At 63.7% G+C, this 22490-nt stretch carries 19 protein-coding genes; 11 read left to right on the forward strand and 8 right to left on the reverse strand.

What is annotated here, in order from left to right; genetic code table 11:
• Positions 1–64 precede the first annotated feature (64 nt).
• Positions 65–868, reverse strand: coding sequence for a DsbA family protein (locus EJ071_RS24615; protein ID WP_126100188.1), 804 nt, complete (start codon positions 866–868; stop codon positions 65–67).
• Positions 869–925: 57 nt separating this feature from the next.
• Positions 926–2314, reverse strand: coding sequence for a M48 family metalloprotease (locus EJ071_RS24620; RefSeq protein ID WP_126100189.1), 1389 nt, complete (start codon positions 2312–2314; stop codon positions 926–928).
• Positions 2315–2523: 209 nt separating this feature from the next.
• On the opposite strand from EJ071_RS24620, the gene EJ071_RS24625 reads away from it, so the two are divergent.
• Positions 2524–3672 carry an aminotransferase class I/II-fold pyridoxal phosphate-dependent enzyme gene (locus EJ071_RS24625; protein ID WP_126100190.1) on the forward strand — a complete coding sequence of 383 codons (1149 nt, stop codon included), beginning with the start codon at positions 2524–2526 and terminating at the stop codon, positions 3670–3672.
• 5 nt (positions 3673–3677) lie between these two features.
• Entirely contained in the window at positions 3678–4607 is a 930-nt protein-coding gene (locus EJ071_RS24630; protein WP_189521202.1) for a glutaminase, read from the forward strand.
• A gap of 83 nt (positions 4608–4690) precedes the next feature.
• On the opposite strand, the gene EJ071_RS24635 is transcribed toward EJ071_RS24630, so the two are convergent.
• Positions 4691–7648: a ribonuclease E/G gene (locus tag EJ071_RS24635; protein ID WP_126100192.1), complete on the reverse strand. Its 2958-nt coding sequence runs from the start codon at positions 7646–7648 to the stop codon at positions 4691–4693.
• 92 nt (positions 7649–7740) lie between these two features.
• On the opposite strand from EJ071_RS24635, the gene EJ071_RS24640 reads away from it, so the two are divergent.
• The 9 genes from EJ071_RS24640 to EJ071_RS24680 all read left to right on the forward strand — a co-directional run bounded on the left by EJ071_RS24640 (position 7741) and on the right by EJ071_RS24680 (position 16829).
• Positions 7741–8091, forward strand: coding sequence for a hypothetical protein (locus tag EJ071_RS24640; RefSeq protein WP_126100193.1), 351 nt, complete (start codon positions 7741–7743; stop codon positions 8089–8091).
• Positions 8092–8281: 190 nt separating this feature from the next.
• Positions 8282–9538: an N-acetylmuramoyl-L-alanine amidase gene (locus EJ071_RS24645; RefSeq protein WP_126100194.1), complete on the forward strand. Its 1257-nt coding sequence runs from the start codon at positions 8282–8284 to the stop codon at positions 9536–9538.
• 231 nt (positions 9539–9769) lie between these two features.
• Positions 9770–12226: a penicillin-binding protein 1A gene (locus EJ071_RS24650; protein WP_126100195.1), complete on the forward strand. Its 2457-nt coding sequence runs from the start codon at positions 9770–9772 to the stop codon at positions 12224–12226.
• A gap of 126 nt (positions 12227–12352) precedes the next feature.
• A protein-coding gene (gene prfB, locus EJ071_RS24655) for a peptide chain release factor 2 (RefSeq protein ID WP_126100196.1) occupies positions 12353–13484 on the forward strand; the annotation gives its coding sequence in 2 pieces (ribosomal slippage) (positions 12353–12418 and positions 12420–13484; 1131 coding nt in all).
• A gap of 30 nt (positions 13485–13514) precedes the next feature.
• Positions 13515–13919 carry a GFA family protein gene (locus EJ071_RS24660; protein ID WP_126100197.1) on the forward strand — a complete coding sequence of 135 codons (405 nt, stop codon included), beginning with the start codon at positions 13515–13517 and terminating at the stop codon, positions 13917–13919.
• 300 nt (positions 13920–14219) lie between these two features.
• A complete protein-coding gene (locus tag EJ071_RS24665; protein WP_126100198.1) occupies positions 14220–14597 on the forward strand; it encodes a hypothetical protein in 378 nt (125 codons plus the stop codon).
• A gap of 250 nt (positions 14598–14847) precedes the next feature.
• Entirely contained in the window at positions 14848–15216 is a 369-nt protein-coding gene (locus EJ071_RS24670; protein WP_126100199.1) for a GFA family protein, read from the forward strand.
• Between the two features lie 104 nt (positions 15217–15320).
• On the forward strand, positions 15321–15971 hold the full coding sequence (locus EJ071_RS24675) for an OmpA family protein (protein WP_059184805.1): 651 nt from the start codon (positions 15321–15323) through the stop codon (positions 15969–15971).
• A 249-nt stretch (positions 15972–16220) separates the two neighbouring features.
• Positions 16221–16829, forward strand: coding sequence for a hypothetical protein (locus tag EJ071_RS24680; RefSeq protein WP_126100200.1), 609 nt, complete (start codon positions 16221–16223; stop codon positions 16827–16829).
• A gap of 110 nt (positions 16830–16939) precedes the next feature.
• Here EJ071_RS24680 and EJ071_RS24685 read toward each other — a convergent pair whose 3' ends face one another.
• From EJ071_RS24685 to EJ071_RS24710, 5 genes are all read right to left on the reverse strand, one after another.
• Positions 16940–18481, reverse strand: coding sequence for a DEAD/DEAH box helicase (locus tag EJ071_RS24685; protein WP_189521203.1), 1542 nt, complete (start codon positions 18479–18481; stop codon positions 16940–16942).
• A 191-nt stretch (positions 18482–18672) separates the two neighbouring features.
• On the reverse strand, positions 18673–19446 hold the full coding sequence (locus EJ071_RS24690; protein WP_126100202.1) for an NAD kinase: 774 nt from the start codon (positions 19444–19446) through the stop codon (positions 18673–18675).
• A 433-nt stretch (positions 19447–19879) separates the two neighbouring features.
• On the reverse strand, positions 19880–20641 hold the full coding sequence (locus EJ071_RS24700; protein ID WP_126100204.1) for an MBL fold metallo-hydrolase: 762 nt from the start codon (positions 20639–20641) through the stop codon (positions 19880–19882).
• A gap of 3 nt (positions 20642–20644) precedes the next feature.
• The gene (locus EJ071_RS24705; RefSeq protein ID WP_126100205.1) at positions 20645–21709 is read right to left on the reverse strand and encodes an ABC transporter ATP-binding protein; all 1065 of its coding nucleotides are present in this window, start codon (positions 21707–21709) and stop codon (positions 20645–20647) included.
• Positions 21706–22488, reverse strand: coding sequence for an ABC transporter permease (locus EJ071_RS24710; RefSeq protein WP_126100206.1), 783 nt, complete (start codon positions 22486–22488; stop codon positions 21706–21708). The genes EJ071_RS24705 and EJ071_RS24710 overlap by 4 nt, the downstream gene beginning before the upstream one ends.
• Positions 22489–22490 lie beyond the last annotated feature (2 nt).

Below are 22490 nucleotides of genomic sequence, written 5' to 3' on the forward strand. Positions count from 1 at the left end.
CAAGTGCGTTCTTTCGCTGTCCACAACAGGCGGAAAACCGCCTGCCGGCGCGGCCTGCAGCTACTTAGAGCGCGCTCTTTGCCTGCTCGATCTTTTCCGCCAGAACCTGTTGTCCGAGCGCGCCGAACACCACCTCGTTGCCGACCACATAGGACGGCGTGCCGGTGATCGACAGCTTGGTGGCGAGGTCGTAGGTCCGGGAGAGCGCTTCGTTGATGCTCGGATCCTTCATCTTCTCACGCAGCTTCGCCTCGTCAGCGCCGAGCGAAAGCGCGACCTTCATGGCGGTCGCTTCGGTGGCGCGGCCCTGGCCGCCGAGGAGCGCGGTGTGGAATTCGCCGTACTTCTCCGGCATCATCAGGTGGAAGGCCATCGACACCACGCTCGCCTTTTGCGAATCCGGGCTGAGGATTGGGAATTCCTTGAGCACGAAGCGCAGGTCCGGATCGGCCTTGGTCAGCGCCTTCATATCCTCGATGGCGCGTTTGCAGTAGCCGCAATTGTAGTCGTAGAACTCGACGATGGTGACCTTGCCCTGCGGGTTGCCGACGACGCCGTCGAAGGTGGAGTTGAAGATCTCGTCCTTCGCATCCTTGATGACGCCGAGCGCCGCGAGCCGCTGCTCTTCCTTCTGCTTGGCCTCGAGCGCGTCCTGGACCTCGAGCAGGACCTCCGGGTTCTTCAACAGATAGTCGCGGATGATGCCTTCGACCTCCTTGCGGTCGACCTTGGTGTCGGCGGAAGCCACCTGAATGGCTTGCGTCGTATCGGCCTTCGCGGCCTGCGGGCTTCCTGCCACGAAGCCGAATGCCAGCATGCCGAGCGCTACCGCCACGCCGGCGCTGCCGAGCAGGATTGCCTTGTTCATGATCAATTCCTTCTGCCTGTCCCGGTCCATTTTAGTCGCCGCGCACGGCCGGGACGTTCATTTGAGTTTGTTCGATGGCGTGTAGTTTATGATATCCTGCGCACGAAGCCAGCCGGGCTCGCCGCGCTTCAGCTTCTGTTGAGCGCGCATGGCGAAGATTTTCGCGTTCTTGTAGTCGGCCGAATAGAAATGGCCTTCGGCGGTGGCGAGATCGGCGGCCGGGATTTGTCCCAATTCGCCATAGGCCTGCGCCAGATAGCGATAGGCTTCCGCATTTTCCTTGTCGCGCCCGATCGCGCTGTTGAGTTGGGTCACCGCCTTCTTCGCTGAATCGGGCGTGCCGACCGCCATCAGCGCCTGGCCGAGCGAAACCAAGAGCAATCCGGACCGCACCGGATCCAGGCTCACGGCCTTGGCATAGGCATCGGCGGCGTCCTTGGGCTTGTTGACCTTCATCAGGATGTCGCCGCGCAGTTCCTGGAAATAGGGGTTCTTCGGCTGTTCCTTGATCAGCGCCGCCGTCTTGGTCAGCGCGGCGCCCGGATTGCCGTAAAGATAGGTCTGCTGCGCGTCGCCGTAGCGCGAGGCGAGGCTGGTCGGGTTCTTGCGCATCAGCCGAGCCACGGCCGCCTGGCCCTGCATATAGGCGGCGATCTTGATGCGCATCATGTCGTGCCGCTGCTGCAGCGCCGGCGAGTCGACATTGTTGACGTATGGGCTCGCCTTGACCAGAACCTCGAGATTGGCGATGCGCTCCTGCGGCATCGGATGGCTGATCCGGTAGGGGTCGAGCTGGGTGCCCGACAGCGACAGCGCGCTCTGGAAGCGGCCGAAGGTTTTCAGCATGCCCATGCCGGACTGGCCGGTGGCGTTGAGATAGGTGATCGCCGAGCGGTCGGCGGTGATTTCCTCGCCGCGCTGATAGGCTAGGATGCTGCGTTGCGCCATCTCGCCGCCGCCGGCGGCGACGCCCATGCCGGCGCCGGCAAGGCCGCGGCTGTTGGTCGTGGCGCCCGCGACCATCGCGCCCGCGCCGAGCAGCGTGGCGATGATGGCCATGGTCTTGGCGCGGTCGAGCTGGTCGCGCAATTTCTGCTGGTGCCCGCCGGCAATATGGCCGGCCTCGTGCGCGATGACGCCGATGATCTCGTTCGGCGTTTCGGCCGTCACCAGCGCACCGGTGTTGATGAACAGGCGGCGGCCGGTGACGAAGGCGTTGAAGCTTTGATCGTTGACGAGAACGATGTCGATGCCGTCATTGGCGAGGCCCGCCGCCTTGAAGATCGGCCGGGCATAGTCGCGCACCAGCGCCTCGATCTCGGCGTCACGCACCACCGGCACGCCCTGCGCGAAAGCGTTCACCGAAGTCGATACCGCGACGGCGGCGGCAAGCAGGAGTGTCGCGAAGCCGCGCGCGGTTCGCCCTATTGTCGATCTGGCAATCATAGTTCGGGTCGGCTCAACATGACTGGTCCACTGGTAGACGAGCGGGCGAAGGATGAAAAGTCGGCGCCGATAACTTCCTGCGCGCTTGTGATCCCCACATCAATCGGGCATTTGTGCGGCGCTGCCGTCGAACCGCGGCAGCTCACGGGCAGGCCTGAGATGGTTTCCGTCCGGAATTTCGCCGGATAAAGGCAGTTGGAAGAGGTCAAATGGTCGTTTCGCTTTCGCGCCGGGGGGAAGTCGAGCCATTCCACGCCATGGACATCCTGGCCGAAGCCAACCGGCTGAAGGCTGCCGGCGTTCCCGTGGTTTCGATGGCGGTCGGCCAGCCTTCGGACCCGGCGCCGGCCGGTGTCCGGGAAGCCGCGGCTCTGGCGCTCAAGCACGGCCGCATCGGCTACACCGACGCTTTGGGGCTGGCTGAGCTGCGAAAGGCGATCGCCGCGCACTATGGCGAGCATTACGGGATCGACGTTGCGCCGACCCGAATCGCCGTCACCACCGGCTCGTCCGCCGCCTTCAATCTCGCTTTCCTGGCTATGTTCGACCCGGGCGACCGCGTCGCCATCGCCGCGCCCGGCTATCCGGCCTACCGCAACATCATGGCCGCGCTCGGCATCGAGATCGTCGAGATCGAGCTCGGTTCGGATGCCTATCTGCATGCCGATCACTTGAAGAGCGCGCATCGCGAGAAGCCCTTGAAAGGCGTGCTATTCGCCAGCCCCGCCAACCCGACCGGCGCGGTCATTCCAGCGGATGAGCTTGCCGCGCTGGTGAAAACGGCGGAGGACCTTGGCATCGCGGTGATATCGGACGAAATCTACCACCGGCTGGCCTATGCTGCGCCGGACGTCAGCGCGCTGACCTATGGCGCCGGCGTGACGGTGATCAACTCCTTCTCCAAATACTACTGCATGACCGGCTGGCGCATCGGCTGGATGGTGCTGCCGGAGGAATTGGTGCGGCCGGTCGAGCGCATTGCCCAGAGCCTTTACATCTCGCCGCCGGAACTGTCTCAGATCGCCGCGATCGAGGCCTTCAAGGCCACGCAAGAACTTGAAGCGGTGAAGGCACGCTATGCCTGGAACCGCGACCTTTTGATGAAGCGCCTGCCGGAACTCGGCTTCGCGCTCGCCGCACCCATGGACGGCGCCTTCTATGCCTTCTGCGACGTCACCAGGCACACCAACGACGGCATGGCCTTCGCGCGCAAGATGCTGGCCGAGGCGCATGTAGCCGCGACGCCCGGCCGTGACTTCGATCCGCTCCAGGGCCACCGCACCATGCGGTTTTCCTATGCCGGCAGCCATGACGACATGGTCGAGGCGCTGGCGCGCATCGAACGCTGGCTGAAATAGACGCCATGCCCGAACTCGAGCAAGCGCTGGCCGAAGTGGCCGCCGAAATGGCGGAGCGCACCGATCGCGGCGATGTCGCCACCTATATCCCGCAGCTCGGCAAGGTCGATCCGAAGAGATTCGGCATTGCCGCCGTGACCAATGACGGCCGCGTCATCCTCGCCGGCGACGCCGATCAGCCGTTTTCGATCCAGAGCGTCTCGAAAGTGTTCACCTTGACACTGGCGCTGGGCAAGGTCGGCGATGCGCTCTGGCACCGTGTCGGCCGTGAGCCCTCCGGCAATCCGTTCAACTCGATCGTCCAGCTCGAGCATGAGAACGGCATTCCGCGCAACCCATTCATCAATGCCGGCGCCATCGTCATCTCCGACATCCTGCTTGCCGGCCATCAGCCGCGCGAGGCGATCGGCGAGATTCTGCGCTTCGTCCAATTTCTCGCCGACGACGACACGATCATCATCGACCGCGAGGTCGCAGCCTCCGAACGCGCGACGGGCTACCGCAATTTCGCCTTGGCCAACTACATGAAATCCTTCGGCAACCTCCATCACGAGCCGGAGCTGGCGCTGGGCGTCTACTTCCATCATTGCGCCATTGCCATGAGCTGCCGGCAGCTGGCCATGGCCGGCCGCTTCCTCGCCAATGGCGGCCGGAATCCGGCGACCGGGCATTCGGTGGTGTCGACCGAGCGGGCGCGCCGCATCGGCGCGCTGATGCTGACCTGCGGCCATTATGACGGCTCCGGCGATTTCGCCTTCCATGTCGGCATTCCGGGAAAAAGCGGCGTCGGCGGCGGCATTCTTGGCATCGTGCCGGGCGTGGCCTCGCTTGCCGTCTGGTCGCCCGGCCTTAACGAGAACGGCAACTCCAAGCTCGGCTCGATCGCGCTGGAGAAGCTCGCCAGGATGATGAACTGGTCGATCTTCGCGCCTTGAGCGGCGGGTTCGGAAAAGAAAAATCCCGCGCTGGGCAGCGCGGGACTTTTTGCTAACAGATCATCTTAACAGGCTGAAACGGTTTAGAAAAAGCCCTTTCTCTGCCACCAGCCGGCGCGCTTCGGCTTTTCTTCGGCCTTGGCCTCATCGGTGACATTGGATGAAACGACGGGGACGGCCGGCGCGTCGCTCGATTGGGGCCTGCGCCGCGTCGGGTGCGCATTGACCGACGCCTCGGCCTCGGCTGACGGCGCCGGTTCGGCGACCGCAGGCGCGGCGGCAAGCTCCGCGACCGGCTCGGGCGCGGTCTCAGTCACTGTTTGCTCGGCAGTCTTCTTGGCCCGCGATGCACGACGCGGCTTCTTCGGCTTCTCCGCGGCTGTAGCATCGTCATTGGCGGGCGAGGGCGCCGCCTGCCCTTCGGCTGCTGCTACCGGCGGCGCGCCTTCGGGAGCTTCTTTTTCCGCTTCCTCGCCTTCGATGCCATCGGCCGCCTCGCTGGCGGCATCGGCGGCGATTTCGCCGTCTTCGCGGCGATTGCGCTTGCCGCCACGCTTGCCGCGACGACGCTTCTTGCCGGGACCGTCCTCCGACGACTCCACGGTGTCTTCCGTGTCGGCCGGCGCGTCGGCCTTCAACTCGGCTGTCGCTTCGCCTTCCTGTGCGGCGGCATCCGCCTGCACGGGGGCCGAAACGGCTTCACCATGGGCCTGATGCTCGCGATCGCGATCCTTGCCGCCGCGCCGCCGCCGGCGCTTGCGGCGCTTGCGGCCTTCGCCCTCCTCGGACCGCTGCTGGTGTTGGCCCTGCTGCGGGTGACGCGACTGCTCGGCCTCGACCGAAACCTCTTCCTCCTCCTCGACGACGATCTCGTCCTCGGGCTCTTCCGGCTCGGCATAGGTCGGCAGGCTGCGCACCTCGACGAAGCCTTCCGGCTTCTCGGCGACGGCGCCGCGGAAGATCGCGTAGTGCTGTGCACCCAGCGTCTCGTCGGCTTCGAGCGTGATCGTCAGGCCGAACCGGGCCTCGAGCTCGACCAGATTGGCGCGCTTGTGGTTGAGCACATAGAGCGCGGTCGCCGCCGGCGTGCGCACGGTGATGTGGCTGCGCGAATCCTTGAGCAGGAATTCCTCGATTGCCCGCACCACCATCAGCGCCACCGAAGAGTCGGAGCGCACATGGCCGGTGCCGCCGCAATGCGGGCACGGCTTCATCGTCGATTCCAGCACGCTGGCGCGGATGCGCTGGCGCGACATCTCCATCAGGCCGAAATGCGAGATGCGGCCGACCTGGATGCGGGCACGGTCGTTCTTGAGGTGATCCTTCAGCCGCTTCTCGACGGAGCGGTTGTTGCGGTTCTCCTCCATGTCGATGAAGTCGATGACGATCAGGCCGGCAAGGTCGCGCAGTCTTAGCTGCCGCGCGACTTCCTCCGCGGCCTCCAGATTGGTGTGGAGCGCGGTGTCTTCGATCGAATGCTCCTTGGTGGAGCGGCCGGAGTTGACGTCGATCGAAACCAGCGCCTCGGTCTGGTTGATGATGATGTAGCCGCCGCTCTTCAGCGTCACCTGCGGCTGCAGCATGCGGTCGAGCTGCGCCTCGATGCCGTTGCGCACGAAGATGGGCGTCGTGTCGCGATAAGGCTGAACCACTTTGGCATGGCTCGGCATCAGCATGCGCATGAAGTCCTTGGCCTCGCGATAGCCGTCCTCGCCGGAAACCAGGATCTCGTCGATATCCTTGTTGTAGAGGTCGCGTACCGAGCGCTTGATCAGGCTGCCTTCCTCATAGACCAGGGCAGGGGCCGAGGATTGCAGCGTCAGATTGCGGACGTTTTCCCAAAGCCGCATCAGATATTCGTAGTCGCGCTTTATCTCCGCCTTGGTGCGGCTTTCGCCGGCGGTGCGCAGGATGACGCCCATGCCTTGCGGCACCTCGAGGTCGGCCACGACCTCCTTCAGCCGCTTGCGGTCCTGGGCGTTGGTGATCTTGCGCGAGATGCCGCCGCCGCGCGCGGTGTTAGGCATCAGCACCGAATAGCGGCCGGCGAGCGAGAGATAGGTGGTCAGCGCCGCACCCTTGTTGCCGCGCTCTTCCTTGACGACCTGGACCAGCAGGATTTGGCGGCGCTTGATGACTTCCTGGATCTTGTACTGGCGGCGGACCGGCTTGCGGCGGTTGCGGACCTCTTCCAGCGCGTCCTCGGCGCCGACCGATTCAATCTCGTGCTCGTCCGAATGCGCGGATGAGATCTCTTCGAGCATGCCGCGATCGCTGTCGCTGGGAGCGGCTTCGTCGGCGGGGGCGGCCTCGCTGGTGGATTCAGCCTGCGGCATCGCTTCGGAAATCACATCCGCATCGACGCTCGCAGCCATCGAGGTGGGGCCACTTTCGGAAGGCTGTTCGTCCTCATGCTCGGCGGATTCGCCTTCGGCAGCGTCGCTGCTGGCGTCGGGCGCCTTGCTTTCCTGTTCGCCGGCTGCCGCGGCTACGGCCTCAATGGTTTCGGCGGCCGCTTCGGCGTTCTCCGCCGGGGCATCGGTTGCTTCGCCGGCCTCATTGCCAGCTTCTCCCGATGCCGCGACGTGCTCGGCGTTTTCGTTGGTTTCCTCGGAACCGGCAGCGTCGGCGCCGCGCTTCTGCTCGGCGCGGTCGCGGTTCTTGCCGCCGCGCCGGCGGCCGCGGCGGTTGCCGCGATCGCGCGCCTGCTGCTCCTCGCCGGCCTCGGCCTCCTCGTCGTCTTCGTCCTCGGCCTCCTGCGCTTCGGCGCGCAGCAGGGCCTGACGGTCGGCGACCGGGATCTGGTAATAGTCGGGGTGAATTTCACTGAAGGCGAGAAAACCGTGACGGTTGCCGCCATATTCGACAAAGGCCGCCTGAAGGGAAGGCTCGACGCGGGTTACGCGGGCGAGATAGATGTTTCCTTTGAGCTGCTTCTTGTCCTGGGATTCAAAGTCGAATTCTTCGATGCGGTTACCGCGAACGACAACAACGCGTGTTTCCTCCGGGTGGGAGGCGTCTATCAGCATCTTGTTGGGCATTATTTCGTTTCCTCCCGGCAGCCATCAGCCGCAGCTGGCGAGGCAGACCCCGCCGCTGTGTGCCTGGATTTATGAGGATGCCGGATAATTGAATGTCCGCCGGCCGCTGCTTCAACGCGATGGCGGTGCCGCCCGCAGCCACAATGGCGCGGTTCGATGCGGACCTTTCCATGATTGCGCTTGAAGCCATCGGCACCCAGCAGAACCTTTTTGAACCAAAGCCCGGGCTGAGCCGGACCAGCTTGTTTGCTCACACAGAGCCGGCGCGGGACATCCCGGCCGTTTTCATCGCGCAAGCGATTCCCCCGCCACGGGAGCACGCCTGCGAAAATCGTCGCGATCGCCTGAAACCCGGAAGCGCCTCTTATCCCTGGCGGGAAATTGCGGAGGCGGACGGTTCCAGGATTGCAGTGATCCAATGTCGCTTTTATGATTTGGCGTGATGGAAGGCAACCCCGATTCCGGATGCCGGCAAAATGCGCTTCCGTTGGGGAAGATCGCGCTCCACCTGCTGCATGAAAAGGCTTGGTTAACCTTCTCTGGATACCAATCGTTAATCGAGTTGGCTGCCAGACAGGCCCTTCTGCGAAACGACCCGGCGCAAGGCGCCAAACCGGGAGCGACGGACAAGAGATGGGACTGGCAGGCACCGCAGACAAGGGGCGTGGCGCCGCTGGGCCTCTCCGGCTTATGGCCAGGGCGCTTTTCCTGCTGGCGGTCCTGTTTGGCCTGGCCGCCGCCGCGCGGGCCGATGGGCTGCTTGGCGCAACCGGCTACAAGATGGCCGGCGACGCCACCAAGACGCGCATCGTCATGACCTTCGACCGTGAGCCGGACGTGAAGTGGTTCCTGCTGCGCGGCCCCAACCGCCTTGTCGTCGATCTGCCGCGCACGCGATTCGCCCTCGACGCCAAGGACGTGAAGCCGCGCGGGCTGGTGCGCGCCGTTCGCTTTGGCGACCAGGGCCAGGGCTCGCGGCTGATCCTCACCGGCAAGGGGCCGTTCGCCGTCGACAAGCTCGACGTGCTGAAGAACGACGACGGCAGCGGCTATCGCATTGCCATCGACATGTCGGCTGCGTCGGAACGCGAATTCGACGAAGCCCTCGCCAACCAGTCGCTGACGACCGGCTCGACCGTTTCCGCCGACAAGGGCGGCCGCGTCGGCACCGGGCCGATCTCGGCGCCCGGCCATCGCTTTACGGTGGTCATCGACCCCGGCCATGGCGGTGTCGACGGCGGCGCGGAGAGCGCCGGCGGCACGGTCGAGAAGAACGTCACGCTGGCCTTTGCCACCGAATTGCGCGGCAAGCTGGCCGCGGTCGGCAAATATGATGTGTACATGACGCGGGAAAACGACGTCTACCTCACGCTCGACGACCGCGTGCGCATCGCCCGCCAGCACGAAGCCGATCTTTTGATTTCCATCCATGCCGATACGATCGCCGTCAAGGGCCTCCGGGGCGCCACGGTCTACACACTCTCGGACAAGGCCTCCGACCCCGAGGCCCAGGCGCTCGCCGATCGCGAAAACCTGTCCGACCAGTTCGCCGGCATGAAGATCGAGGACGACAACAAGGAGGTCACCGACATCCTGATCGACCTGATCCGCCGCGAGACGCACGGCTTTTCGATGAGCTTTGCCCACACGCTGGTCGGCCAGCTGTCGACCAGCGTCGGCCTGATCAACAACCCGCAGCGCTCGGCGGGCTTCAAGGTGCTGAAGGCGCCTGACGTTCCCTCGGTGCTGGTCGAGCTTGGCTATCTCTCCAACAGCAAGGACGAGGCGCAGCTGCTCAGCGCCGACTGGCGCGGCAAGGCGGCCCAGAGCATAACCAATGCCGTTGCCCTGTTCGCCGCGGCGAAAGCCGGAGCCAGGGCTGGCGGCTGACGGGCTGCACCCGCCCACAACCATGAGCCGTTCTACAACCACAAGCGGCGTTGCATGACGAGAACACGTGGCGTTATTATTTGGCGGACCGAGTCCTGAAATTTCGCGCTGCCGTATTTTGTCCACATGGTGGCGACATGGGTTTTTCATTGCGGATTGGGACCGCCCCGTGAAGCTTGCGCGACTGTCGGCTTCGTTTAGGAAAATCCCGAACCTCGGACTGGAGCGGGCATGATTCGTCTCATCGGCTATTTCTTCGGCATCGGCACGACGCTGGCGCTGCTGGTCGCCGCCGGCCTGGCCATCTACATCGGCCACCTGACGAAGGATCTGCCCGACTACGAAGTCCTGGCCAAATACGAACCGCCGGTGACGACGCGCATCCATGCCTCGGACGGCTCGCTGATGGCTGAATACGCCCGCGAGCGGCGCCTCTATCTGCCGATCCAGGCGATCCCGGATCGCGTCAAGGCCGCCTTCATGTCGGCCGAGGACAAGAACTTCTACAACCACCCCGGCATCGACATCACCGGCCTTGGCCGCGCCATCATCGTCAACCTGCAGAATTTCGGCTCCGGCAGGCGCCAGGTCGGCGCCTCGACGATCACGCAGCAGGTGGCGAAGAACTTCCTGCTCTCCTCGGACCAGACCTACGAGCGCAAGATCAAGGAGATGATCCTGGCCTTCCGCATCGAGCAGGCCTATTCGAAGGATCGCATCCTCGAGCTCTATCTCAACGAGATCTTCTTCGGCTTCGGCGCTTACGGCGTCGCCGGTGCTGCGCTCACCTATTTCGACAAGTCGGTCAACGAACTGACCGTCGCCGAGGCTGCCTATCTCGCTTCGCTGCCCAAGGGCCCCAACAACTATCATCCCTTCAAGCATGCCGATCGCGCGCTGGAGCGCCGCAACTGGGTCATCGACCAGATGGTCGAGAACGGCTACGTCACGCGCGAGGAGGGCGACAAGGCCAAGGCCGAGCCGCTCGGCGTTAAGCCGCGCCGCAACGGCTCCTATTTGTTCGCGGGCGAGTTTTTCACCGAGGAGGTGCGCCGCCAGATCATCGCCCGTTATGGCGAGAACGCGCTCTATGAGGGCGGCCTGTCGGTGCGTACGACGCTCGATCCGAAGATCCAGTTGATCGCCCGCAAATCGATGCAGAACGGGCTGCTGAAATACGACATGCTGCGCGGCTATCGCGGACCGGCGACCCATATCGACGTTTCCGGCGACTGGGGCGTTCCGCTGGGCAACGTCAAGGGTCTCGAGGACGTGCCGGAATGGACGCTGGCCGTGGTGCTCGACAGTTCGGCCGATGGTCTGACGATCGGCATTCAGCCGGCGCGCCAGGTTTCGGGCGATCTCGTCAAGGACCGCGTCGAGGGAACCGTCAGCAAGGACGACATGGGCTTTGCCATGCGCCACTTCGTCAACGGCAAGTCGGTCAGGGCGAAATCTCCGGCGGAGGTGCTGGAGCCGGGCGACGTCATCTTCGTGCAGAAGAACGACGGTTCCGACAACGCCTACAGCCTGCGCCAGGTGCCCGAAGTCGAAGGCGGCCTGGTTGCCATGGATCCCCATACCGGACGTGTGCTGGCCATGGTCGGCGGCTTCTCCTATGCGCAGTCGGAGTTCAACCGCGCCACGCAGGCGATGCGCCAGCCGGGCTCCTCGTTCAAGCCGATCGTCTATTCGGCGGCGCTGGACAACGGCTACACGCCGGCCTCGGTGATCATGGACGGCCCGATCACCATCCAGAGCGGCAACACCACCTGGACGCCGAAGAACTATGACGGCACGGTCGCCGGCCCCGCCACCTTGCGCTCCGGCATCGAGAAGTCGCGCAACCTGATGACGGTGCGGCTCGCCAACGACATGGGCATGAAACTGGTCGTGGAATATGCCGAGCGCTTCGGCGTCTACGATCATCTCGCGCCCTACCTGCCAATGGCGCTGGGCTCCGGCGAGACGACCGTCATGCGCATGGTCTCGGCCTATTCGATCATGGCCAATGGCGGCAAGTCGATCAAACCGTCGCTGATCGACCGCATCCAGGATCGCTATGGCAAGACCGTGTTCAAGCAGGACGAACGCGGCTGCGAGGGTTGCAACGCCACCGAATGGAAGAACCAGCCCGAGCCCGAACTGGTCGACAATTCCGAGCAGGTGCTCGACCCGATGACCGCCTACCAGATCACCTCGATGATGGAGGGCGTGGTGCAACGCGGCACCGGCGCCACCATCGCCGAGCTCGGCCGCCACATCGCCGGCAAAACCGGCACGACCAACGATGAGAAGGACGCCTGGTTCATCGGCTTCACGCCGAACCTGGTCGTCGGTCTCTACATGGGCTACGACACGCCGCGCGGCCTCGGCAAGGGCGCCACCGGTGGTGGTCTCGCCGCGCCGATCTTCAAGGATTTCATGCGCGTCGCGCTCGACGGCACGCCCAATGTCGACTTCCAGGTTCCAGAAGGCATGAAGCTGATCGCCATCAACCGCAAGACCGGCATGCGCGCGGCCGAGGGCGATCCCAACACCATCATCGAAGCGTTCAAGCCCGGCACCGGCCCGGCCGACAGCTATTGGGTCATCGGCATGGGCGCGGACGGCTCCAACGGCGCCGGCGGCGCGCTGTCGCCGCAGGCCACTCAGGCCATCCAGGACGGCGGCGGCGGCCTCTACTAAATTTCCAAATTTCGGAATGGGCCGGCAGGTTAATGCCGGCCCATTTCGCTTTACAGGCGGCGGTGGCATGCCTATGTATCGCGCCGATTCCGAAAAGAACGAGAAGAACAGGACAGCACGAGACCCATGCGCGCGGAAACGCTCAACATTGTCGACGAGATCAGGCAGGCGATAACCCTGCTGAGGAGGCATCTTTGACTGGGATCAAGCCATCAAGCGGCTTGAATACCTGAACTCGCGCGCCGAGGATTCCAGCCTCTGGAACGACCCTGTGGAAGCGCAGAAGCTGATGCGGGAGCGCCAGAGCCTCGAGGAAGGCATCGGGGCGGTCAAAGGGCTGACCCAGGCGCTCGAGGACAATATCGGCCTGATCGAGCTTGGCGAGGAAGAGGGTGACGAAGGCGTCGTCGCCGAAGCCGAAGCCGCGCTTCGTTCCATGCAGGGCGAGGCCAAGGCCCGCCAGGTCGAGACGCTGCTCTCGGGCGAGGCCGACGCCAACGACACCTATCTCGAAATCCATGCCGGCGCCGGCGGCACCGAGAGCCAGGACTGGGCCTCGATGCTTTTGCGCATGTACACGCGCTGGGCCGAGCGGCGCCGCTTCAAGGTCGAGGTGCTGGAAGTTCATGACGGCGAAGAAGCCGGCATCAAGTCCGCCACGGTGCTGATCAAGGGCCACAACGCCTATGGCTGGCTCAAGACCGAGTCCGGCGTCCACCGCCTGGTGCGCATCTCGCCTTACGACAGCAATGCGCGTCGCCACACGTCTTTCGCCAGCGTCTGGGTCTATCCGGTGATCGACGACTCGATCGAGATCAACGTTTCTGAATCCGACGTCCGCATCGATACCTATCGTTCCTCGGGCTCGGGCGGGCAGCACGTCAACACCACCGACTCGGCGGTCCGCATCACCCATCTCGCGACCGGCATCGCGGTCGCTTGCCAGGCGGAGCGCTCGCAGCACAAGAACCGCGCCAAAGCGTGGGAAATGCTGCGCTCTCGGCTCTACGAGGAAGAGCTGAAGAAGCGCGAGGCGGTGGCCAACGCCACCGAGGCGTCGAAGAGCGATATCGGCTGGGGCCACCAGATCCGCTCCTATGTCCTGCAGCCCTATCAGTTGGTGAAGGACCTGCGCACCGGCGTCGAAAGCACCAGCCCGTCAAGCGTGCTCGACGGCGATCTCGATGAGTTCATGGAGGCTTCGCTGTCACACCGTATCGAGGGCGGCGCCGGGGAGGCGGTGGCGGACCTCGACTAGGGCCTACGCATCACAGCGACGGAGGAGCCAATGGTTCGAACACTTACAGGAAAGTGCTTCTGCGGCGCAGTTTGCTACGAGGTGGCCGACGAATTCGTCTACGCGGCCAATTGCCATTGCTCCAACTGCCGCCGCACCACGGGCTCCGCCTTCAAGTCCTTCGCCGGCATCGAGCGCGACAAGTTTCGTCTCACCGCGGGCGACCGCAAGTTGCTGATCTACGGCGATGTCAGCGGCCATGACGCGCATTGCGGGCAATGCGGCTCTCTGCTCTATTCATTGGTGCGGGAGGGCGCCTACGTCCATGTCGCCATGGGGACGCTGATGGACGATCCAAGCGTTCGCCCGAATGCACACATCTTCGTCGGTTCCAAGGCGTCATGGTTCACGATTACGGACGACCTGCCGCAATATCGTGAACATGTCACCGGCTGAGGGCCGGAACCTCCGTCAGCAGAATTTCGTTCTTAGGCACCCTGGTCGCAGGCTTGTCGTTTAATTCTCGTTAACCAAGTCGGCGCACCCTTTTCTGCGGCCGATGCTGAAGCCCCGGTGCGATCCGAAGGGCGCGCCCACTTCTTGCGCCGGCCAAGGAATCAGCTCAGCATTTGGGCTGGGGGATAGAAGCATTTATGGCCGGACGCGGCATATCTGCGACTGACGATCCGGCCACTGGGAAGACACGTTCCGGGAACGGGCAAGCGAAAACGCTTGATGCTCGAAAGGAACGCTTCGATGTCTGCTGCCAAGTCAAGATCGGCCCAAGCCGTTCATCCGGCCGGCCGACTCCTGTTTTCCCTGTTCGTCACCGGCGTGGTCGCGGTTCTGACTGCGCCTGCTTTCGCGCACGACGCCAAGCCTACGGCCGCCATGCCACAGGGCTGGAGCTATCCCTTTGCCTGCTGCGCCAACTACGATTGCCGCACTGCCCACACGGGTGAGGTCCTTGAGAAACCCGAAGGGTATGTAATTGCCGGAACCGGTGAAGTTGTTCCCATGACCGACAAGCGGGTAAAGGATAGCCCGGACGGTGAATTCCATTGGTGCGCGCATCAGGCTGGTTTAGATGCCGGCAAGACAATCTGCCTATTCGTGCCGCCGCGTTCCTACTAAAGCATGTCTCCCGAAAGTCGGAACCGGTTTCGGGACAAAGACTTGCGCAAAATCAAAAACCTAAAGCGCAAGGAGCGAATCTGAAAGATCGAGACGCGCTTTAGGGTCGACCGCCGAACGGCCAAACCTGCTGGCAGACAGTTGTCAGGACCGCTTCTTTATGTTGCCTTGCCGCTAAAGCAATTCCGCAGCGGTTTCCGCCTGGAATTGCGTGATCCAGGGGGCGGCAGACGACGGAGAGGTGACGCTCATGACCATCAAGGGAAGCTGCCACTGCAAGGCGACGACATTCGAAGTGTCCGAGGCGCCGCGGACAGTCACGCAATGCACATGTTCCTTTTGCTCCAAGCGCGGAGCGCTCTGGGCTTACTACGTCCCATCGCAATTCAAGCTCACCAGCCCGCCTGAGAACGTCTCCTTCTACCGCTGGGGCTCGAAAACCATCAAGCACGGTTTCTGCGCCACCTGCGGCTGCGGCACCTTTACCGAAACGCCCGATTGGTCGACTGGTCAGCCCGACTTCGATAACCCGAAGATCAGCGTCAATTCCCGCCTGTTCGACGATTTTGACCTGGACAAGGTCGAGGTGGTGGTGATCGACGGCAAGAACCTCTGGTAGCACGCTTTGCCGTTCCGCTTTTTGCCGCAATTCATGTTACAAGGCATGCGGAAGGGCTGATTTGGCGCGGCTGCAACGGCCGCGATTTGGAGAGGGACCATCTTATGAAGAAGACCGTGCTCGTCGTCGTGGCGACGGCTGTGCTCGTGAGCGCCTGCACCACCACCGATCCGTATACCGGCGACCAGAAGATCTCCAACACGGCGGCCGGCGCCGGCCTTGGCGCCCTGGCAGGCGCCAGCCTCGGTCTGCTGGCCGGCGGCAATGATCGCCGCAACGCACTGATCGGCGCGGGCATCGGCGCGCTTGCCGGCGGCGCGATCGGCGCGACGATGGATCAGAACGAGGCGGAACTGCGCCGTCAGTTGCAGGGCACCGGCGTCAGCGTCACCCGCAGCGGCGATCAGATCATCCTCAACATGCCGTCCGACATCACCTTCAACGTCGACCAGGACGCGGTGAAGCCGGGCTTCTACCCGGTGCTGAACTCGGTGGCGCTGGTGCTGAACAAATTCCGCCAGACCACCGTCGATGTGTTCGGCCACACCGACTCCACCGGCGGCGACGAACACAATTTCGACTTGTCGCAGCGGCGCGCGCTGGCAGTCGCCAACTACCTCTCCGGCCAGGGCGTCGATTCCCGCCGCTTCGCCGTCACCGGCTTCGGCAAGACGCGCCCTGTCGCCTCCAACGCGACGGCCGCCGGCCGCGCGCAGAACCGTCGCGTCGAGATTCAGCTGTCGCCGCTCACCTGAGAGAAACGACTCACGACGGAGCAAGTCCACTAAGCAAAACGGCCCTGGAAGGGGCCGTTTTCGTTTGGCGTACCTCAAGTTAGGTCAAAAGTCTTAGGCTATTAGCTTGCTCTAATTGATACTTTTCCAGAGCGATGGAAAGGACTAGCATCGATGCTGTTCCAGAGGGGATGAGGCGGTAACTGGCCGCGCCATCAGCATTTTTCCGCCTCGATCTTGCACGGCCAGATCAAAGTCTGGGAGGAATGCATGACAAGAACAGCTCGCCTTGGGCGCTGCGGCGTCCTCGTTTTAACCGGTTTTTTGGGGGCATGGCTTGGCGCCGCTACGGCGCGGGCCGAAGACGCCAATAAGGCCGACCTCGAGGCCCTGAAAAAATCGCTCGCCAAATATGAGGACTACACGGCCGCCCTGCGCGATCTCTATCTATCGACCGAAGGGTGCGTCTACTACAGCGGTGAAAAGATACCGGGCACGATGGACTATCCGAAAGGCGCGATGGGCGTCCATTTCGTCAACGTCCCGAGCATTGGCAAGCCACTAGACCCGATGAAGCCCAACGTCCTGATCTACGAGCCGACGAAGAAGGGCTTGAAACTGGTCGGCGTGGAATGGCTGGTGCCGCTGACGCCGGACGTCAAGGAAGCCCCGAGCCTGTTCGGCCAGAAATTCATGGGGCCGATGGAGGGGCACTACCCGCTCATTCCGAAGGAATTCGTGCACTACGATCTTCACGCCTGGCTGTTCAGCGACAATCCGAACGGCATGTTCAGCCCGACGAACCCGAAGGTGAAATGCAACAAGGCCGAGTTCCCGATGCTGGAAAAGCCGACCAAGATGATGCCAGGGCCTATGTAAGGGCAGCAGGGCAGAAAAGCGTTTGGCTGAAGCCTTCAGGCGAAGCAACGGTAGAAGAAACGGCCCTGCTCGGGGCCGTTTTCGTTTCCGCCGACGCTGTGTGTCGAAGGTCAGACCTTGGCGACGATCCGCATGAAGGCCGGCACATCGTCGCCGAAGCCGACGGTCGCGTCGTCTTCTTCCTGCCGGTGGCGGGCAGGGCGGTCGCGCTGCGGACGGCCATCGCCGCGTTGCTCGTTGCGGTTGGCGGAACCCTTGCGGTCGTTCTCGGAACGGATCGCGTCCTTGCGGGCGCGCCGCTCGGCGATGTCGGCGACCTCGGCGACCGGTCGCTCCTCGCGTGCGGCGTCGGGCGCCTCGTCATGCTTCGCGTGACGATCCTTCTGGCGCTCGCCTCGCGGCTTGCGGTCCTCGTCCTTGCGGCCGGCGCGGCGCGGGGCGCCGCGGCCACGCCGGGGGGCGTCCTCGCTTACGCTCTCGGTCACCGTCGACAGGTCGCCGTCATGCCACTCGATCTTGGTGCCGATCAGCTTCTCGATCGCGTCGACATATTTGGTGTCTGAGCGGGTCGCGATGGTGAAGGACTTGCCCGAGCGGCCGGCACGGCCGGTGCGGCCGATGCGATGGACATAGTCCTCGGCATGGATCGGCACGTCATAGTTGAAGACATGGCTGACGTCGGGAATGTCGAGACCGCGGGCGGCCACGTCCGAGGCAACGAGATAACGCAGCTTGCCGTCGCGGAAATTGGCGAGCATCTGCATGCGCGCGCGCTGGTCCATGTCGCCATGCAGCGCGCCGGCGTCGAAATCATGCTTCAGCAGCGAGCGGAAAAGCTCCGACACCTCGACCTTGCGGTTGCAGAAGATGATGGCGTTCTTCAGCCCGTCGCTCTCAGCCTTCATCAGGTTGCGCAGCGTCTCGCGCTTCTCCCACGGCTTGGACCCTGACTTCACCAGGCGCTGCGTGATGCTTGTCGCGGTGGAGGCGGCCCTTGAGACCTCGACGCGCACCGGCGCGTGCAGGAATTTTTCGGTGAGCTTGGTGATCTCCGGCGGCATGGTCGCCGAGAAGAACAGTGTCTGGCGCGTGAACGGGATCATCTCGCAGATGCGCTCGATGTCGGGGATGAACCCCATGTCGAGCATGCGGTCGGCTTCGTCGATGACGAGGATCTCGACACCGTTGAGCAAGAGCTTGCCGCGCTCGCGATGGTCGAGCAGCCGGCCGGGCGTCGCGATCAAGACGTCTGCGCCGCGCTCCAGCTTCTTGTCCTGCTCATCGAATGAGACACCGCCGATCAGGAGCGCGATGTTGAGCTTGTGGTTCTTGCCGTATTTGATGAAGTTCTCTTCGACCTGCGCCGCCAGTTCGCGCGTCGGCTCGAGGATCAGCGTGCGCGGCATGCGGGCCCGCGCCCGGCCCTTTTCCAGCCTGGTCAGCATCGGCAGCACGAAGGAAGCGGTCTTGCCGGTGCCGGTCTGGGCAATGCCCAGCACATCCTTGCCGAGCAGCGCATGCGGGATGGCGCCGGCCTGGATCGGGGTCGGCTTGGTGTAGCCGGCATCGGTGACTGCGGAGAGGACCTTCGGCGACAGGCCGAGGTCTGTGAACGTCAACGCTTCTTGAGCGGTCTGGGCGTCTGAGGACAAGTGATGGCTGTCTTTGGCTGGTTCGGGAAAATCGCAACACGCGTTGCGGCAGGCGCCGCGCGCCTGCAAGATCGCGGTTGCAGTTAGGCGCAAGTCCGCGATTTGTCAACAGAAACGGCCGGAAAATCCAGCGATTGTGAAGACGTAACCTTAATCGCGATGCTTAATCGTGGTCTTGTCCCTGCGCCGGCTCAATAGCGGAATTGCTCGGCAAGAATACGCTCGTTCCACGAATGATTGGGGTCGAACAGCAACGTCGCCGTCGCGGTCGGCGATTCCCGGACCGTGACTGAGGCAATCGCCTTGACCTCGGTGTGGTCGGCGGCGGCGTTCACCGGGCGCTTGTCCGACTCCAATATGTCGAAGCGCACGGTCGCCTTGTTGGAGAGAAGCGCGCCGCGCCAGCGCCGGGGCCGGAAGGGACTCACCGGCGTCAGCGCCAGAAGCGGCGCATCGAGCGGCAGGATCGGCCCGTGCGCCGACAGATTGTAGGCGGTGGAGCCTGCCGGCGTCGCAATCATCACGCCATCGCAGTTCAGTTCCTCGATCCGCACCTGCTCGTCGACGGTGATGCGGATTTTCGCCGTCTGATAGGACTGGCGCCAAAGCGCCACTTCGTTGATCGCCAAAGCCGAAACGGATTCTCCGTCATGCGTGACCGCGACCATCTCCAGCGGGCGGATCGTTTCGGACACCGCCCTGGCGATGCGCTCCTCAAGACCGCCGGCGCGATATTCGTTCATCAGGAAGCCGATGGTGCCACGGTTCATGCCGTAGACTTTCTTGCCGGTGCTCATCGTGTCGCGCAGCGTCTGCAGCAGGAATCCGTCGCCGCCGAGCGCGATGACGATCTCGGCATCCGCGACAGGCATCTGCCCATAGCGCGTCGACAAGGTATCCAGCGCCGCGCGGGCGTCGTCGGTGTCGGAAGAGACGAAGGCGAAGCGGCTGGTTTCTTTGCTCATGGCTCCCAGGGGGCGACCGCTTGCATGGCCGCGCCGGCGACGGCGTAGCATGGGCGCAGGCCTCTGCAAAGGGCGGCTGCCGTGCCTCGAAGGGAAGGCGCAATCGCGCTTCGTGACAGGCGTGCAACGAATGTGATGACCGGAATGGTTAAGACGAAGCTTAAACACTCGTAAAGCCGGATCGATCATGTTAGCCGGCAGTGGATGGGTTGGCGGGGGCTAGCCAGTCGAGAGACCTGTCTATTGCCGGTGACGCGTCTGATCATAGTCTTCCTGATGATGGGAAGTTTCGCCCTCATGTTCGCCGAACTGGTGCGGCATTCGGAAGAGATGAGTTTGCGGCCGCAGCAGCCCACGGTCTCCCGTTGCGGCGACGCCGCCGGAACGCCCTGTCCGCAAAGGGCGCTTTAAGTCAGCATCGCAATAGCGTCGTTCAGCTGCTCTGCTGCAGGTGGCAGCCGGCCTTGCGCTTGTGCGCCAGATACTCATCGATCAATTGGCGATAGCGCACTTTGCCGAAGCTCGGGAAATGGCCGCCATGCACGACCGAGACGTCGATGTCGCGCATGGCAAGCAGCGTCTCCACATAGTCCTCGATGTCTGAGCGGTAGACGTCGTCGATCAGCGGCCCGTCATAGACGATGTCGCCGGACAAAAGGATGCCCGTCTTCTTCTCAAAGAGCGCGATGCCGCCCGGCGAGTGTCCGGGCGTGTGGATGACCTCGAAGGCACGGTCGCCAAGGTCGACGACGTCTCCATGCTCGAGCAGGTGGCCGGCAGGCGCGGGTAGGATGCGGTAGCGCGCCGTGTCCCAGCCCTCCGGCAAACGATCGAACATCTCCTCATTGGCGTAGCGGTCGGCGACCGTCCATTCGTTGCGCGGGTCGGCAAGGATGTCCGCCTCAGCCGAATGCACGCAGCGGTCCGGGAATTCGTGATGGCAGCCGATATGGTCGAAATGCGTGTGGCTGGCGACGCAGGTAAGCTTGCGCTCGGCGACCAGCGGTACATGGCGCCTGAGGCTGAAATGGCCAAGCCCGGTATCGAACAGCAGATCACGGTCTCGGCCGCGCACATGCCAGATATTGCAGCGGAAGAACGGTTTTATCCATGGCTCGTGGATCAGCGTGACGTCGTCGCTCATGCGGATGGTCTCGTACCAGTCCGGAGCCTCGATGACCGGAAGCATGCTCATGGCTCAGTCCGCCAGCAGGATGATGTCTTGAGCGTTGCACGAAACGGCGATCGTGTCGCCTGCCTGGACGGTGGCCGATGCCGGAGCCTTGGCGATGAACTGCAGCGCCGGGTCCTGGATCGATGCGGCCAGCACGCGCTTGAAACTGCCCTGGAAGACGACATCGCTGATCTTGGCCATGCCCAGCATGACATCGCCTTTCACTTCGCCAAGGATGAGGTGCTCGGGCCGGATGGCGAGCGCGACGCCTGCGCCGGCGGGTGACCTGCCGGGCAGCGCGATCGGGCCGAGCTCCGTGGTGACCGTGACACGCCCATCCCGGCAATCGCTGGCCTTGCCGGCAAGGATCGTGCTTTCGCCCATGAAGGTGGCGGAGAAGCGCGTCTTCGGCCGCGCATAGACGCGCTCGGGCGAACCTTCGTCCTCGATGCGTCCGTCATTCATCACCACGCAATGGTCTGCCAGCGCCATCGCTTCTTCCTGATCGTGCGTGACATGGACGAAGGCGGTGCCGACGCGCTTCTGGATCGCCTTCAATTCATCCTGCATCTGCCGGCGCAGTTTCAGGTCGAGCGCGCCGAGCGGCTCGTCGAGCAGCAGCACCACCGGCTCGATGACCAGCGCGCGGGCCAGCGCCACGCGCTGTCGCTGGCCGCCGGAGAGCTGATGCGGCTTCTTGTCGAAGGCCGCCGCCAGGCCCACAAGGGCAAGCGCCTCGCGCGATTTCGCCGCGCGCATCGTGCCGTCGACGCCCTGCATGCGCAACCCGAAGCCGACATTGCCGCCGACGCTCATATGCGGGAACAGCGCGTAGTCCTGAAAGACGGTGGTCGTCGGACGCTTGGCCGGCGGCACGGACGTGCAGTCCTCGCCGCGAATAAAGACCTTGCCTTCGCTGGGCGTGACGAAGCCGCCAAGGATCGACAGCAGCGTCGTCTTGCCGGAGCCTGACGGTCCGAGCAGGATCGTGTAGCTGCCGGGCTCGATCGTCAGCGAGACGTTCTTCAGCACCGGGAGCTGGCCGAAGCGATGCGAGACGTTGCGGATGTCGACAAGGGGCGCGCTCATGCCGGCTTTCTCCGCAACAGCGTCAGTTCGAAAAATACCACCAGGACGATAGAGACGGCAAAGACCAGCGAGCCGACGGCATTGGTCTTGGGATTGAGGCCGGAGCGCAAGAGATTCCAGATTTCCACTGGGAGCGTCGTCTCGAAGCGTGTGAGCAGGAAGGAGATGACGAACTCGTCCCACGAAAAGGTCATCGACAGGAAGAAACCGGCGAAGATCGCCGGCGCCATCACCGGCACGGTAATCATCAGCAGCACCTTCCATTCGGCGGCGCCGAGGTCGCGGGCGGCGCGCTCGATGTTGATCTGATGGTCGCCCATCTGGCTGTAGATGATGGCAAAGCAAAGCGGCAGGTTGATCACGACATGGCCGATACCGGCGGCAAGCAGCGACTTCGGCACACCGGCCCAGTTGAACAGCACCAGCAAGCCCATGCCGATGATGAGATAGCTGACCGTGAGCGGCAGCGTGATCAGGCCGCGCAGCAGCGCCGAGCCCGGCAGCACGAAGCGCGCGAACCCCCAGGCGGAGAGGAAGCCGAGCGTGACCGAAGCGAACGAGGAGAGCACCGCCACCAGCAGCGAATTGACCAGCGCCGAGGTGAGCCGCGTGTCGGACAGAACAGCTTGGTACCAGCGCAGCGACGGGCCGGTGAAGGGCGGGATCGGAAAGGAGGTCGCCTGCAGCGAGAACAGCACCAGCACGACCACTGGCAGGAAGATGAAGCCGTAGATCAAGATGGCGTAGAGCCGGGCGGCGAAGCGGACGATGGTGCGCATGG

The organism is Mesorhizobium sp. M1B.F.Ca.ET.045.04.1.1 (assembly GCF_003952465.1).
Taxonomy (GTDB): domain Bacteria; phylum Pseudomonadota; class Alphaproteobacteria; order Rhizobiales; family Rhizobiaceae; genus Mesorhizobium; species Mesorhizobium shonense.

What these genes read in the sequence shown, in the direction of transcription:
- EJ071_RS24615 (WP_126100188.1), bottom strand. Translation starts at nt 868, where the DNA reads ATGAACAAGGCAATCCTGCTCGGCAGCGCCGGCGTGGCGGTAGCGCTC.
- EJ071_RS24620 (WP_126100189.1), bottom strand. Translation starts at nt 2,314, where the DNA reads ATGATTGCCAGATCGACAATAGGGCGAACCGCGCGCGGCTTCGCGACA.
- EJ071_RS24625 (WP_126100190.1), top strand. Translation starts at nt 2,524, where the DNA reads ATGGTCGTTTCGCTTTCGCGCCGGGGGGAAGTCGAGCCATTCCACGCC.
- EJ071_RS24630 (WP_189521202.1), top strand. Translation starts at nt 3,678, where the DNA reads ATGCCCGAACTCGAGCAAGCGCTGGCCGAAGTGGCCGCCGAAATGGCG.
- EJ071_RS24635 (WP_126100192.1), bottom strand. Translation starts at nt 7,648, where the DNA reads ATGCCCAACAAGATGCTGATAGACGCCTCCCACCCGGAGGAAACACGC.
- EJ071_RS24640 (WP_126100193.1), top strand. Translation starts at nt 7,741, where the DNA reads ATGTCCGCCGGCCGCTGCTTCAACGCGATGGCGGTGCCGCCCGCAGCC.
- EJ071_RS24645 (WP_126100194.1), top strand. Translation starts at nt 8,282, where the DNA reads ATGGGACTGGCAGGCACCGCAGACAAGGGGCGTGGCGCCGCTGGGCCT.
- EJ071_RS24650 (WP_126100195.1), top strand. Translation starts at nt 9,770, where the DNA reads ATGATTCGTCTCATCGGCTATTTCTTCGGCATCGGCACGACGCTGGCG.
- EJ071_RS24660 (WP_126100197.1), top strand. Translation starts at nt 13,515, where the DNA reads ATGGTTCGAACACTTACAGGAAAGTGCTTCTGCGGCGCAGTTTGCTAC.
- EJ071_RS24665 (WP_126100198.1), top strand. Translation starts at nt 14,220, where the DNA reads ATGTCTGCTGCCAAGTCAAGATCGGCCCAAGCCGTTCATCCGGCCGGC.
- EJ071_RS24670 (WP_126100199.1), top strand. Translation starts at nt 14,848, where the DNA reads ATGACCATCAAGGGAAGCTGCCACTGCAAGGCGACGACATTCGAAGTG.
- EJ071_RS24675 (WP_059184805.1), top strand. Translation starts at nt 15,321, where the DNA reads ATGAAGAAGACCGTGCTCGTCGTCGTGGCGACGGCTGTGCTCGTGAGC.
- EJ071_RS24680 (WP_126100200.1), top strand. Translation starts at nt 16,221, where the DNA reads ATGACAAGAACAGCTCGCCTTGGGCGCTGCGGCGTCCTCGTTTTAACC.
- EJ071_RS24690 (WP_126100202.1), bottom strand. Translation starts at nt 19,446, where the DNA reads ATGAGCAAAGAAACCAGCCGCTTCGCCTTCGTCTCTTCCGACACCGAC.
- EJ071_RS24700 (WP_126100204.1), bottom strand. Translation starts at nt 20,641, where the DNA reads ATGAGCATGCTTCCGGTCATCGAGGCTCCGGACTGGTACGAGACCATC.
- EJ071_RS24705 (WP_126100205.1), bottom strand. Translation starts at nt 21,709, where the DNA reads ATGAGCGCGCCCCTTGTCGACATCCGCAACGTCTCGCATCGCTTCGGC.
- EJ071_RS24710 (WP_126100206.1), bottom strand. Translation starts at nt 22,488, where the DNA reads ATGCGCACCATCGTCCGCTTCGCCGCCCGGCTCTACGCCATCTTGATC.